This window comes from Halopseudomonas sabulinigri (genome assembly GCF_900105255.1).
Taxonomy (GTDB): Bacteria; Pseudomonadota; Gammaproteobacteria; order Pseudomonadales; family Pseudomonadaceae; genus Halopseudomonas; species Halopseudomonas sabulinigri.
On sequence record NZ_LT629763.1, the window covers coordinates 3,234,840 to 3,247,970 of the forward strand.

The 13,131-nt window shown below is 55.3% G+C and carries 11 protein-coding genes and 2 pseudogenes; 5 read left to right on the plus strand and 8 right to left on the minus strand.

The features are described from left to right. Positions 1-149: 149 nt before the first annotated feature. Both BLU26_RS14635 and BLU26_RS14640 read left to right on the plus strand, forming a co-directional pair. Positions 150-275, plus strand: a pseudogene (locus tag BLU26_RS14635) (leucine zipper domain-containing protein); the annotation flags it as partial. After that, positions 247-546 (plus strand): annotated as a pseudogene (locus BLU26_RS14640) (transposase domain-containing protein); the annotation flags it as partial. The pseudogenes BLU26_RS14635 and BLU26_RS14640, both read left to right, overlap by 29 nt. Positions 547-653: 107 nt before the next feature. Here BLU26_RS14640 and BLU26_RS14645 read toward each other — a convergent pair. Continuing rightward, on the minus strand, positions 654-1,529 hold the full coding sequence (locus BLU26_RS14645; RefSeq protein WP_092287611.1) for a LysR family transcriptional regulator: 876 nt from the start codon (positions 1,527-1,529) through the stop codon (positions 654-656). A gap of 95 nt (positions 1,530-1,624) precedes the next feature. On the opposite strand from BLU26_RS14645, the gene BLU26_RS14650 reads away from it, so the two are divergent. After that, positions 1,625-2,125, plus strand: coding sequence for a lactoylglutathione lyase family protein (locus BLU26_RS14650; RefSeq protein WP_092287612.1), 501 nt, complete (start codon positions 1,625-1,627; stop codon positions 2,123-2,125). A 315-nt stretch (positions 2,126-2,440) separates the two neighbouring features. Here the strand turns inward: BLU26_RS14650 and BLU26_RS14655 are convergent, their stop codons facing one another. Continuing rightward, positions 2,441-3,367: a quinone oxidoreductase family protein gene (locus tag BLU26_RS14655; protein ID WP_092287613.1), complete on the minus strand. Its 927-nt coding sequence runs from the start codon at positions 3,365-3,367 to the stop codon at positions 2,441-2,443. Between the two features lie 184 nt (positions 3,368-3,551). On the opposite strand from BLU26_RS14655, the gene fdhD reads away from it, so the two are divergent. Together fdhD and BLU26_RS14665 are read left to right on the plus strand one after the other, a co-directional pair. Then, on the plus strand, positions 3,552-4,370 hold the full coding sequence (gene fdhD / locus BLU26_RS14660; protein WP_092288512.1) for a formate dehydrogenase accessory sulfurtransferase FdhD: 819 nt from the start codon (positions 3,552-3,554) through the stop codon (positions 4,368-4,370). Then, on the plus strand, positions 4,367-6,703 hold the full coding sequence (locus tag BLU26_RS14665; RefSeq protein ID WP_092287614.1) for an FdhF/YdeP family oxidoreductase: 2,337 nt from the start codon (positions 4,367-4,369) through the stop codon (positions 6,701-6,703). The genes fdhD and BLU26_RS14665 overlap by 4 nt, the downstream gene beginning before the upstream one ends. 12 nt (positions 6,704-6,715) lie before the next feature. On the opposite strand, the gene BLU26_RS14670 is transcribed toward BLU26_RS14665, so the two are convergent. The 6 genes from BLU26_RS14670 to BLU26_RS14695 all read right to left on the minus strand — a co-directional run bounded on the left by BLU26_RS14670 (position 6,716) and on the right by BLU26_RS14695 (position 13,104). Further along, positions 6,716-7,897, minus strand: coding sequence for an acetyl-CoA C-acetyltransferase (locus tag BLU26_RS14670; protein WP_092287615.1), 1,182 nt, complete (start codon positions 7,895-7,897; stop codon positions 6,716-6,718). A gap of 124 nt (positions 7,898-8,021) precedes the next feature. Beyond that, the gene (locus tag BLU26_RS14675) at positions 8,022-8,672 is read right to left on the minus strand and encodes a CoA transferase subunit B (RefSeq protein ID WP_092287616.1); all 651 of its coding nucleotides are present in this window, start codon (positions 8,670-8,672) and stop codon (positions 8,022-8,024) included. A 2-nt stretch (positions 8,673-8,674) separates the two neighbouring features. Continuing rightward, positions 8,675-9,373, minus strand: a complete 699-nt coding sequence (locus BLU26_RS14680) for a CoA transferase subunit A (protein WP_092287617.1) — start codon at positions 9,371-9,373, stop codon at positions 8,675-8,677. A 41-nt stretch (positions 9,374-9,414) separates the two neighbouring features. Next, entirely contained in the window at positions 9,415-10,320 is a 906-nt protein-coding gene (locus BLU26_RS14685) for a hydroxymethylglutaryl-CoA lyase (RefSeq protein ID WP_092287618.1), read from the minus strand. Then, the gene (locus BLU26_RS14690; RefSeq protein ID WP_092287619.1) at positions 10,317-12,263 is read right to left on the minus strand and encodes an acetyl/propionyl/methylcrotonyl-CoA carboxylase subunit alpha; all 1,947 of its coding nucleotides are present in this window, start codon (positions 12,261-12,263) and stop codon (positions 10,317-10,319) included. Before BLU26_RS14690 ends, BLU26_RS14685 begins: the two co-directional genes overlap by 4 nt. A 46-nt stretch (positions 12,264-12,309) precedes the next feature. Continuing rightward, positions 12,310-13,104, minus strand: coding sequence for a gamma-carboxygeranoyl-CoA hydratase (locus BLU26_RS14695; RefSeq protein WP_092287620.1), 795 nt, complete (start codon positions 13,102-13,104; stop codon positions 12,310-12,312). Between the last annotated feature and the right edge of the window lie 27 nt (positions 13,105-13,131).

Consider the following 13,131-nt stretch of genomic DNA (forward strand, 5'->3'; position numbering starts at 1 on the left):
AACTTAAAGGGGCGTTGATCCGTCGAGATCGCGGGCCGCACAAACTGCGTCGCCACTAGTGCGCCTAGCTGTGATCTTTCAGTAGGTTGTTCATTCGGGACATACCCGGCAGATTGGAGGTGCGAAACAACAAGCCCCCGGAGCCCCGAATGAACAACCACAAAAATGCCCGATTAACTGTCCATGGTCGAGCCCTTTTGATCACGCGTATCCTTGAAGATGGTCTGCGCCCCTGCGAAGCTGCCCAAGCGATGGGTGTCAGCCTGCGTAGTGCTGACGCGCTACCTGGATGCTGCTCCTGTGTCCATCGACAACTATGCGGTCGAGTACCGGATCAGGCCGTGGGCGCTTGGCAGGTAAAACAGGCTCTCTGCGGGATCGTTGCGCAGCGGTAAGCGGGCTGCTGGGATCATAAGCCTGACCCAGTCGACTTGCATGAATGGCCATGACCCGTATGTCTACCGCAACGACATGCTGACGCGGTTGCCAATGCAGGAGGCTAGCGAGATCGACCAACTGCTACCGCGTCAGTGGATGTCGGGCTGATCGGCGCGCGGTGTATTCCCAGTACGCTTACCGTGTATGGCGTGGTTACAACGACAGAAGAGTTCCTCGCAAGCTGATTCCAGCCCCCGATGCTGAGCTGGTACTCCCTAGAGACTGGACACTTGCAAGCTTAGTTCTTCGATAACCCATTTGGCCCGGCTAGAGAGAGGCCACTCCGAGCGATGGATCAGCCAGAGCGTGTCTTTAACCAACACAGGCCCATCGATTACTTGGATGCTTTCAGGGCGTTGGAAGGCCAAGCGGGCGTAACGGGGCAAAATTGTGAATCCCAGCCCTCGCGCCACAGGTTCCAGGATCATACTTATCTGGTTGGTAAATCCGTGAGAGGGAATGCTGTCAATTCCCTTCTCGCCTGGGTAGTAGCGGCTAAGTAGACGGCTTCCCATGGCACGAGCATCCGGGTGGTCAATGAAGCCGATGCGCGCTAGGTCCTCCCAGCTGTTGATACGCTCTGACGCTGGTGCCACAAGCTCTAGCGGTTCCTCGGTAAAGCGACTCACGCTAATGCGCTGATCATCAGGCTTGAGGGCTGTTAGACCTAGTTCGTAGCGGTTCTCCAGGACGGCTTGGAGTATTTCATTATCAGGGGCAAAGCGCTGACGCATGATAAGCCCCGGGTTTTCTTGCTGTAATGCCAGCATCATTGGATGCAAGACCAAGCCTATGCTGCCAGGACAGATCAGCCCGATTTCTCCATAGGTATCGTCTGCCTCTGACAGCTTTCTGCGAAGCCGCTGATCGGCGGCGCCGACCTCCCTGCAGTAGTCCAACAGTGCATGACCAGCGGGTGTGAGCTCAAGTTGTCGAGGGCGACGTATCAGCAAGGGCCCAAGCTGTTCTTCCAGCTTCCTCACGTGCTGACTGACCGCGGCCTGGGTCAGGTCGAGATGCTCGGCACAGCGTGTGAAACTGCCTTGATCCCTCAGGGCCAAGAAGGTGCGCAGCCATTGTGGATTTAGCATAATGATATCTTATGGTTTCAATAACTTTCTTGTTGTTTTAATTATAGGCTTGCCTCCCTAGACTGGCCACTGATCAAACATCAGGAGATACAGTCATGTCGCAGGCTTATCCGAGAAGCTTTTCCCATATCGGTCTTTCTGTTACCGATCTGGATGCCGCAGTGAAATTCTACACAGAGGTGATGGGTTGGTATCTCATCATGCCACCAACCACTATCAGTGAGGACGACTCAGCGATTGGGGTCATGTGCAGCGACGTATTCGGTGCCGGCTGGGGCTCATTCCGGATTGCTCATCTATCAACCAGTGACAGGGTTGGTGTGGAGATCTTTGAGTTTAAAAATGCCGAAAAGCCTGAAAACAACTTTGAGTATTGGAAAACAGGTGTTTTCCACTTCTGTGTTCAGGACCCAGATGTTGAGGGTTTGGCGGCTAAGGTTGTCGCGGCTGGTGGAAAGCAGCGCATGCCGGTACGCGAATATTTTCCCGGTGAAAAGCCGTATCGCATGGTTTACATGGAAGACCCCTTCGGCAACATCCTTGAGATCTACAGCCACAGCTATGAGTTGATTTATTCGGCTGGCGCCTACGAGTGAAGCCCTTCAGTTCTACGGGCGCATCACTTCTGGCTGTGCCGGTGCCGCGTTGATCAGGGCGTGCGGGATAGCATGGCTCTCTGGCTAAAGCTCTCCCCGCGTAGGCCCAATGCAATCGGAGAAAAACATGCCTTGTAAGCCATTCATTGCTGCCTTGCACCGCTCAAACAGCATTTTGATTTAATGCCTAAGTTGCCGAAGCCTGTAAGAAATCGATCTAGAGGTGCTTCTAGTTTTATTAAAAAAAGGGAGCGCACGCCTCGAGGCGATTACTCCCTAGGAGAAAGGGTTGTCAGTTCGAGATGAGAAAACAGGCTAATTGAGCTTCGCGTAAATTTTGGCGTGGGGGCCGTTCTGCTGAGCTTGCCATGCATCTGACGTATCGGAGAAAGAGAACTCCGAGTAGTCCACGGTGATGTTTTGCTCTTGAGAGATTTTCAGCAGTCGCTGCCAAATTTTCTGGCGGTCTGCAGGCGGCCTTTGTCCGGTGCCGATGCATGACAGAGTTTTGAATAACAGGTCAGCGATATCCAAATTGATCTGGCGGCCGGCACCCGTTCCTATCGTCATTATTCGTGCGCCCCAGCGACAGGCCTTTAATGCGTAAAGTAATGGCTGGCCACATACTAAATCCAACACTACATCGTAGCCTTCACCAGCCTCGCTCTTCAGGGCTTGTACATCGCTTTCATCGCCTTTAAGGCAGACGACGCTATCGGCAATTCCGCGCTCGGTGAGTCTTGCCAGGGCTTCGGCGCTGCGCCCGGCAGCAACCACTTTTCCTGCACCGAGGTAACGCGCAAGTTGCAGAGCTATCTGCCCCAGCGTTCCTGTCCCGCCAAGTATCAGAACGGTCTCACCCTGCTTGATGTTCGCTGCTTCGAGAGGAACGAGGGCGCCTGTGGCCGCTATGCCCATGGTGATAGCGGTACGGTCATCGATGTGGTCAGGTACCTCCCAAACTTCTTCTGCTGGAACCAGAGTTTTTTCCGCCCAAGCGCCAAAAGGTAATACCGACCGTTCACCAAAATAAACGCGCGTGCCTTCAGCATTACGGCCAACACCTTCGCCGCGAATGACGCAGGGGTACTCAACACCCAAGCGGTAAGCGCCAAGCACATCCCAGCCACCCAAGCCGGCGGTGTCTACACTGATAAGTACAGAACCTTCTTGTGGGGCAGGCTCTTTGAAGTCTTGAATGACGGGCAGTGCGCCGCGTTCATTAATAACAGCTGCTTTCATGATTGTGTTCCTTGGAGCGATAGCTTGGCTGTAACCTTAGGTCTAAAACACGCAGCAATAGCTTTTGTTTTTCAGGGTGTTTGTGTGTTCTGTGATGGGTTATCATTCTGAAATAAGATTTCCATTCTGTCAAAAGAATGATTGAGAGTCCCGTTATGCTCGTATTGAGCTAGAGGTGCCCCCCTTGCCTTATTCATCCAATAACCAATCAGGTTTTCAAGCAGCCCATCCGCAGCTTCATTCGTACACCGAACTAGGTGGTCAAAAAGGGACTGCCTCGATTTTTTTACCTGAAGAGGTGCCTGTTGCTTTCGTCTATAACGGCATCAGTCAGGCCGTCATGATGGCAAGCCCTTTTGACCTTGAAGACTTGGCGATCGGCTATAGCATTGGCAGCGGCTTGATAAAGGATGCAGCTTGTATCTACGGCATAGAGGTTACCCAGGGCCTTGTTGGTATTCAGTTGCAGATAAGTGTGAGTCAGCGCGCTTTCACCAAGATCAAGCAGCTACGCAGGTCGCAGGCAGGGTCGACCGGCTGCGGCCTGTGTGGTGTAGAGTCACTTGCCAACGCGCTACCGGACTTGCCGGTTCATCCCACACGAGCGTTACCTCCAGCCCAGCACCTGAGCAAGTTACGTTCTTGTCTGGCCAGCCACCAACTACTGGCCAAACAGACAGGTGCGTTGCACGCCGCGCTCTATGTGGATGAAAGGGGCGAGATCAAGCTATGTCGTGAGGACGTGGGGCGGCACAACGCCATGGACAAGTTGATTGGCGCGCTGCTAAACGATCAGCGCCTCCCAAGTAATGGTTTTGTGGTGGTCACCAGCCGCTGTAGCCTTGAGCTGATACAGAAAGCGGTGCGCGCAGGGTTTTCTACCCTTGCCACCTTGTCAGCTCCAACCGACATTAGTGTTTCCTGGGCTCGCTACTGCAATTTGAACCTTGTGCACATACCGCGTTCCAGCGCTCCCAGAGTCTATAGTCCGGAGCCAGTATGAGTACGCCAAAAGCCGGCAAGGAAAAATTTAAACGTTATACGGGGCCGGCGGCAGGTTGGGGTGCGTTGAGCAGCGTTACCAATGCATGGCTGGGCAGCAGCCAACCAATCAAGAATATTCGTGCGCTGTTGAAGACTAATCAGCACGGAGGTTTTGATTGTCCAGGGTGCGCCTGGGGAGAAGAGCCCGGCACGGGGCGCGTGAAGTTTTGTGAGAATGGCGCCAAGGCTGTGAACTGGGAGGCAACCTCCCGAAAAGTTGATGCTGATTTCTTTGCACGGCATAGTGTTGCGCAACTGCGCCGGCAAACGGATTACTGGTTAGAGTACCAAGGTCGGTTGACCGAGCCGATGCGCTATGACCGAGATAGCGATCATTACGTGCCCATCAGTTGGGACGATGCCTTTGCGCTTATCGGGCAGCATCTGAACGCCTTGGATTCACCAGGCGAGGCAGAGTTTTATACCTCTGGGCGGGCCAGTAATGAGGCGGCTTTCCTATATCAGTTATTCGTTCGCATATTTGGTACCAACAACTTTCCTGACTGCTCCAACATGTGTCATGAGGCGAGTGGAGTTGCCTTGGGGGCGAGTCTTGGCACCGGCAAAGGCACGGTCACCTTTGCCGACTTTGAGCAAGCTGACGCAATTTTTGTGCTGGGCCAGAATCCGGGAACCAACCATCCAAGAATGCTAGAGCCCTTACGCGATGCAGTACGCCGCGGAGCACAGGTGGTTTGCTTCAATCCGCTGAAAGAGCGCGGGCTAGAACGCTTTCAGCATCCGCAAAGCATGGCGAGAATGCTGAGCAATAGCGCTGACGCGATGCACACCGCTTATTTTCGGCCAGCTCTGGGTGGCGATCTCGCGGTACTGCGCGGGATGGCCAAGTACATGCTGCAGTGGCAGCGTGAAGCTCAGCGGTATCGTCTGGAGGGTGTATTTGATGAGGCGTTCATACTTTCTCAGACCAGTGGCTTTCAGGATTATATCGCCGTGCTGGATACAACTGATTGGGCTGATGTAGTTGCTCAGTCCGGTCTCCGCCTAGACGAGATAGAGCAGGCGGCGCGGCTTTTTTGCGATGCCGGAAACACTATTTTCTGCTGGGCAATGGGGATAACCCAACACCATCACGGTGTAGCGACAATTCAGGAAATTGTGAACCTGCAGCTGTTGCGAGGAAACATTGGCCGCGCTGGTTCCGGCGTGTGTCCGGTTCGGGGCCACAGTAACGTGCAAGGCGATAGAACAATGGGCATCGATGAGCGACCTAGCCCTGCGTTTCTGGATCGCTTGCAGGAATACTTTGGTTTCAGCCCTCCGCGCAAGCCAGGCCATAACACAGTAGAAGCAATCAAGGCATTGCTGGAGGGGAGGGCAAAAGTCTTCATCGGGTTGGGTGGGAATTTTGCCCAGGCAACACCGGACAGCAAGGTGACTCATGCCGCTTTGTCCCGCTGCGCGCTAAATGTGCAGATCAGTACCAAGCTGAACCGCAGCCATTTAATGGTGAGCAATGATGCGCTGATCTTGCCGTGCCTGGGCCGAACGGATATTGACCGTCAAGCCTCCGGCCACCAATGCGTTACCGTGGAAGACTCGTTCAGCATGGTGCATGCATCTTTCGGCCAGCTAGAGCCGCTCTCTGAGGAAATGAGGTCTGAGCCCTGGATTATTGCTGGAATGGCGAGAGCGACAGTAGGTGATCACATTGTTGATTGGCAAGCAATGCGGGACGACTATCGGACTATCCGTGCCGCGATTAGCGCCTGTGTTCCAGGCTTCGAGCATTTTGAGCAGCGACTGCAAAACCCGGGTGGGTTCCACCTTGCTAATACGGCGGCTACACGTTGTTGGCGCACGGATAGCGGTATGGCGAGGTTCATTGCCAGTGACTTGCCAGCAGATTTGCTACCGGAAGCGGTAAGGTCGTCCGGTGAGAAGCATGACCTGGTCCTGCAGAGCCTGCGCTCGCACGACCAATACAACACCACCATTTATGGGCTGGATGATCGCTACCGCGGCGTGACGGGACAGCGAGAGATTGTTTTCATCAACCAACACGACATCGATAGACTAGGTTTGATTGCTGGTGCCAAAGTCGACATGGTGTCGATCTGGAATGATGGCGTCGAAAGACGCGTGCGAGGTTTTCGAGTACTGCCCTACGATATTCCTCCAGGACAGGCAGCGGCCTACTACCCGGAAGTGAACCCCTTGGTGCCGTTGGATAGTTGCGGTGTTGGGAGCAGTACTCCGGTTTCGAAGTACATCCCCATCAGGGTGGAGCCGTCCCAAGGTGATGCTCCGCTGGCCTCCAGCGGAGCATAGCGCGACTTTTATCTAGTCGCGCTCTACGGCTAGTGCCACTCCCTGGCCACCACCTATGCACAAGGTGGCCAGTCCTTTCTTGGCATCCCTTAGCGCCATTTCATGCAGCAGTGTTACTAGCACTCGACAGCCCGATGCGCCGATCGGGTGCCCCAAGGCGATAGCGCCTCCGTTCACATTGACCTTGTCGATATCCCACTGCAGCTCCTTGCCTACCGAGAGGCACTGGGCGGCGAAAGCCTCGTTGGCTTCAATCAGGTCCAGTTGGTCAAGGGTCCAGCCGGCTTTCGCCAAACAACGTTTGCTGGCCGGTACCGGCCCAATGCCCATGATCGCCGGATCCACGCCGGCACTCGCATAGCCCTTGATTCGGGCCAGAACAGGCAGGCCCAATGCTTCTGCGCGCTTGGCCGACATCAGTAGCACAGCTGCCGCACCGTCATTGAGGGTCGAGGCATTGCCCGCCGTTACGCTGCCGTCTTTTTTGAAGGCAGGACGCAACCCGGCAAGGCTATCCGCGGTGGTTGCTGAGCGGGGCTGCTCATCGATTTCAAAGAGAACAGGGTCGCCTTTGCGTTGAGGGATTGGTACGGGGGCAATTTCACTCTTGAAGCGCCCCGCCTTGATAGCCGCAGCAGCGCGCTGCTGGGATATCAGTGCGTAGGCATCCTGGTCCGCGCGGCTCAGTTGGTACTGGTCAGCTAGATTTTCCGCAGTGATGCCCATGTGGTAGTCATTAAAGGCATCAATCAAACCGTCTTTGAGTAGGCTGTCTTGTAGTTCGGCATGGCCCATCCGCAAGCCGGTGCGGGCCTTGGGTAGCACATAGGGCGCCAGGCTCATGCTTTCCATGCCGCCTGCAATGACGGCTTCTGCATCGCCGCAGCGAATCGCTTGCACCGCCATATGCACCGCTTTCAAGCCGGAGCCGCATAGTTTATTCAGCGTCATTGCTGGCGTTGAAAACGGCAGCCCTGCGTTAATGGCCGACTGACGAGCGGGATTCTGTCCGCATCCGGCACTGAGCACTTGTCCCATGATGACCTCGTCAATATCGGCAGCATCAACGCCACTTGTGCTGAGCAAGGCGCGAATGACAGTGCTGCCCAGTTCCACTGCGGAGATATTCGCCAGTGATCCTTGAAAGCTGCCAATAGCGGTACGTTTGGCAGCAACGATTACAACCTCATGCATATTGATTCTCCAAAAAAAACGTGGCCTCCCGAAGGTTGAGCCACGTAAATGTTCCAACGGGCAGCATTTGCCTCGCAGCAAGGGGGCAGCAGCAAGGCAAATCCGGGTTACCTGTCAGTGCAGGTCAGTATTTGCTTTGGAAACGGTCTACCTGAAGAGCGCAGCCGGTAACGTTTTGTAGATGCTCTATTGATATATCCGGCGCAAGCTCTACAAGCTCCACTCCCGTCTCTGTGATGTCCAAGACAGCAAGGTCGGTAATAATCCGATTGACTACGCCTAACCCGGTAAGGGGAAGGTCACAGTTCTCGAGGATCTTAGGGCTCCCGTCTTTTGCGCAATGTTCCATGAGCACCACAACACGTTTGACGCCAGCGACCAGGTCCATGGCGCCGCCCATGCCCTTGACCATCTTGCCGGGAATCATCCAGTTGGCGAGATCGCCTTGCTGCGATACCTGCATCGCGCCAAGGATGGCTAGGTTGATGTGCCCGCCCCGAATCATTGCAAAGGATTCTGCGTTGTCGAAAAAGCTGCTGCCCGGCAAGCTGGTGACCGTTTGCTTGCCAGCGTTGATCAGGTCCGGATCTACCTCGTTTTCCAGAGGGAAGGGGCCAATGCCGAGTAGACCATTTTCACTTTGTAGCCAAACGTCCATACCTGTGGGAATGTAGTTGGCGACCAGCGTTGGCAAGCCAATACCCAGGTTGACATAGAAGCCATCTGACAGTTCTTGCGCAGCGCGCTGTGCCATTTGTTCACGTGTCCAAGCCATGATCAGGCGCTCCGTGTAGTGCGTTTTTCGATGCGTTTTTCGGGTGAGGTATTCAGTACCATGCGCTGGACATAGATGCCTGGCAGGTGAATTTGGTCGGCGTCCAGTTCGCCAATTTCAACAATTTCTTCTACCTCAACGATGCACACTTTGCCGGCAGTCGCGGCAAGTGGGTTGAAATTGCGAGCGGTTTTTCTAAATACAAGGTTGCCCGACTTATCGGCTTTCCAGGCCTTGATCAGTGCAACGTCTGCGGTCAGTGAGGTCTCCATGACATACCACTCGCCGTTGAACTGACGAGTTTCCTTACCTTCAGCGATGAGCGTGCCGTAGCCAGTCTTTGTGTAAAAGGCTGGTATGCCAGCACCTCCGGCGCGCAACTTTTCAGCCAAGGTACCTTGTGGTGTGAACTCAAGCTCAAGTTCCTTAGAAAGGTACTGGCGCTCAAACTCCTTGTTCTCGCCAACGTAGGACGAAACCATTTTGCGAATCTGGCGCGTTTCAAGTAGCAGGCCTAAACCAAAGCCGTCTACACCAGCGTTGTTACTAATGACGGTAAGGTCTTTCTTGCCAGAATCGCGCAAGGCTTCAATGAGTGCCTCCGGTATGCCGCAGAGGCCAAACCCGCCAACTGCCAAGGTCATTCCATCGTCTATCAGCCCCTCTAGGGCGTGATGGGCATTGGGATAAATTTTGTTCATTGTTGTCGCTACTCCTCGTGCCGTTGAAACTTGAAATTGCGCTATGCGTGTTGCTTGTTTTTCGCCCTGGCAACCCTTGATCCATTGGGGCGTTCCAGAGTCTCGCTAATCCGATTGCCAGCTTCTATCAAGGAGCCGAGATCAACACCTGTTTCAATCCCAAGGCCATTCAAGAGGTACAAGACGTCTTCACTGGCAACATTTCCGGTCGCACCCTTGGCATAGGGGCAACCGCCTAGGCCCGCTACCGAACTGTCGAATACCTGCACACCCTCAAGCAGGCTGGCGTAGATATTCGCCAGAGCTTGGCCGTAGGTGTCGTGGAAATGCCCAGCGAGCGCCGAATTGGGCACCGCCTTGGATACGCTGGCAATCAGCTTGCGGGTAGCGCCAGGGGTGCCGGTGCCAATGGTGTCGCCCAGGGAAACTTCATAGCAGCCCATGGTATAAAGCTCACGCGCCACTGCTGCCACTTGTGAAGCTGGCACGTCTCCGTCGTAAGGACAGCCGAGCACACAGGAAACATATCCACGCACGCGAATGCCGGCTTGCGCTGCTGCGGCAAGAACAGGCTCGAATCGTTGGAGACTTTCGCTGATTGAGCAGTTGATGTTTTTCTGTGAGAAGCCCTCGGATGCAGCAGCAAACACTGCTACCTCTTGAGCGCCAGCAGCCAGCGCCTGTTCGAAGCCTTTCATATTGGGTGTTAACGCGGTGTAGGTACTGCCTGCATAACGGTTGATTCCGGCGAAAACCTGCTCTGATCCCGCCATCTGGGGTACCCACTTTGGCGATACAAAACTGCCGACTTCGATCACGGGTAGGCCGGCAGCACCAAGGTCGTTGATCAGCCGGATGCGGTCAGCGCTGCTGACCGGGTGAGACTCATTCTGCAGACCATCGCGGGGGCCTACCTCCACCAGCTTGACCTTAGCAGGTAGGCTCATTCCGACTCCTCCATCTCCACCAGCATGGTGCCTTCCGAGATCAGATCGCCCTCACCGCAAAACACAGCTTTTACCCGCCCGTTAGTTGGGGCACGGATACTGTGCTCCATCTTCATTGCTTCAAGAACTAGCAACGGCGCGCCTGCTTCCACTTGCTGCCCCACTGTCGCCATTACTCGAACCACGCTGCCGTTCATAGGCGCTTGCAGGCCGCCCGCACTTTGCTGAGCGTGACCGGCTTCTTCGATCGGGTCATAGGTGTTGATCTGTTGCCAAGCGCCGTGCCAGTTGAGGTAAAGGTCTGCACCTTTGCGCACCGCACGGTAGCGAACCTTCTGCGCTCCTTCATCAATCGTCAGCAGCTCACTGTTGGGGCAATAGCTGGCGTTGTTGAGGCTAATGCTAGAGAAAACCTGATCTAACTCGGCGCAGCGCAAATGTAGCCGACTTTGCGTTGGCAAGCCTGCGCGCCAGCCAGGCAGTTGTTGCCAAAGGGCGGGAGGTGTCGGGCAGTCGTCACCCGCTGGGCGGGTAAGCAACCAAGCTTTGGCTGCTAGGTTCCAGAAGCTACTGTCCAACTCTGCAGGCTTGGGCAGTAGCTGCGCAGTGTGTTTTGCAATGAATCCGGTATCCAGCTCCTGCGCGGCGAAGGCCGGATGGGCTAAGATTTTTTCCAGAAAGCGCAGGTTGGTTTTTACCCCGGCTACTGAGGTATTGCGCAACATATCCAGCAACTCGAGACGCGCCTGCTCACGGGTCTCGCCCCAAGCAACCAACTTCGCGAGCATTGGGTCATAAAAAGGAGAGATGCTATCGCCTTCACTGACGCCGCTATCGACTCTGCGGCCCCGGCCGGTACTCGGTTCACGATAAAGGGTGAGGGTGCCGCTGGCAGGTAGAAAATCCTGATCAGGGTCTTCGGCGTACAGCCGAACTTCAATGGCGTGGCCGTGTAGTGGAATTTGCTCTTGAGTCATTGGCAGTGGCTCGCCTTGAGCGACGCGCAGTTGCCAAGCTACAAGATCCTGACCGGTAATGGCTTCGGTAACCGGGTGCTCTACCTGCAGGCGGGTGTTCATCTCCATAAAGAAAAACTCGCCACGTGCATCCAGCAAAAACTCCACGGTACCAGCGCCGACGTAGCCGATAGCCTGTGCGGCCTTGACTGCTGCTTCGCCCATCGCTTTACGCAGTTGTTCCGACAGGCCTGGTGCGGGCGCCTCTTCAACCACCTTCTGATGCCGTCTTTGAATGGAACAATCGCGTTCATGCAGGTAAACGGCATTACCGTGCTGGTCTGCGAAAACCTGAATTTCGACGTGGCGGGGTTGCAGTACATACTTTTCCACCAGCATGCGGGCGTCGCCGAAGGAAGACTGGGCTTCGCGCTGAGCGGACGCCAGCGCATCTGCCAGCTCTCGTTCGCTTTCAACGACCTTCATACCTTTGCCACCCCCGCCGGCGGTGGCTTTCAGTAGTACCGGGTAGCCAATTTCCTGAGATGCAGCCCGGAAAGTATCGAGTTGCTGATCGTCGCCATGGTAACCGGGTACCAGTGGTACTCCGGCTTTTTCCATCAAGGCCTTGGCGGCGGACTTGCTGCCCATAGCATCAATCGCCGAGGCGGGTGGGCCGACAAAAATCAGGCCGCTAGCTTCAATAGAGCGAGCGAAGTCAGCGTTCTCAGAAAGAAAACCGTAGCCTGGGTGGATTGCTTGCGCGCCACTGGCCTTGGCGGCCTGAATGATGCGGTCGGCACGCAGATAGCTGTCTGCGGGTTTGGTTCCGCCCAGGTTGACTGCGATGTCGGCGAGCTTGGCGTGTGATGCGTGCTGGTCGATGTCGCTGTGTACGGCAACCGTTTTGATGCCCAGCCGCTGAGCTGTCCGCATGATGCGACAAGCGATTTCTCCTCGGTTGGCGATTAGCAGAGTATTGATCATTGTTCTTCTATCCACATGATTGCTTGGTTTGCCTCAGGCAGCGCTGTCAGGTCCGCAGCCACTGTGGCTTGCGTTTGTCGAGGAAGGCGGAAAGTCCCTCCTGACCCTCTTTGCTGACGCGAATACTGGCTATTGCCGACTCGGTGTAGTTGCGCAGATCGGGCGTTAGATCGCCGTGCTTTACCTGCTGCATTAGCGCCTTGGTGGCGCGCATCGCTTGCGGGCTGTTGAGTAGCAGGTTGGCCACCCACCCATGCAACTCGCTTTCCAGATCAGCTGCGGGATAGGTCTCTGCCAACAAGCCCAGCTGCTGAGCGCGCTTGCCGTCAAAGCGCTCAGCCGTAAGGGCGTAACGCCTGGCGGCGCGTGGCCCAATGGCTTGGGCAACATAGGGGCTTATGACGGCCGGTAATAAACCTATGCGCACTTCAGACAAACTGAACAGGCTGTCTTCGGTGCCAATGGCGATATCGCAACAACTGATCAGGCCCAGCGCGCCCCCGAAGGCTGCACCCTGCACCACGGCCAAGGTTGGAACTTTAAGCTGGGCCAGACTGGCCATCAGTTGGCCCAGCTCGCGGGCGTCATTGAGGTTAGCGTCGTAGTCCAATTGCGCGCAGGCCTGCATCCATGAAAGGTCTGCACCTGCAGAGAAATGTTTGCCACGTCCGCGCAAAATCAAGAAGCGCAGTTCGTCATTCATCTGAATCTCGCTGAGTGCCATCAGAAGCTCGGCGATCATTTCAGCGTTGAACGCGTTGTTCTTTTCGGGGCGGTTTAGCCACAAGGTAGCTATGCCGCCTGCGTTGATCTCAAGTTCTAGGGTGTTAAATGCACTCACGCTTATTGGCTCCTCCGTTGGCATGGC

Coding starts and splice junctions, on each gene's coding strand:
- BLU26_RS14675 (WP_092287616.1), bottom strand. CDS start 8,672: ATGGCTTGGACACGTGAACAAATGGCACAGCGCGCTGCGCAAGAACTG.
- BLU26_RS14645 (WP_092287611.1), bottom strand. CDS start 1,529: ATGCTAAATCCACAATGGCTGCGCACCTTCTTGGCCCTGAGGGATCAA.
- BLU26_RS14655 (WP_092287613.1), bottom strand. CDS start 3,367: ATGAAAGCAGCTGTTATTAATGAACGCGGCGCACTGCCCGTCATTCAA.
- BLU26_RS14690 (WP_092287619.1), bottom strand. CDS start 12,263: ATGATCAATACTCTGCTAATCGCCAACCGAGGAGAAATCGCTTGTCGC.
- BLU26_RS14650 (WP_092287612.1), top strand. CDS start 1,625: ATGTCGCAGGCTTATCCGAGAAGCTTTTCCCATATCGGTCTTTCTGTT.
- BLU26_RS14680 (WP_092287617.1), bottom strand. CDS start 9,373: ATGAACAAAATTTATCCCAATGCCCATCACGCCCTAGAGGGGCTGATA.
- BLU26_RS14670 (WP_092287615.1), bottom strand. CDS start 7,897: ATGCATGAGGTTGTAATCGTTGCTGCCAAACGTACCGCTATTGGCAGC.
- BLU26_RS14665 (WP_092287614.1), top strand. CDS start 4,367: ATGAGTACGCCAAAAGCCGGCAAGGAAAAATTTAAACGTTATACGGGG.
- BLU26_RS14685 (WP_092287618.1), bottom strand. CDS start 10,320: ATGAGCCTACCTGCTAAGGTCAAGCTGGTGGAGGTAGGCCCCCGCGAT.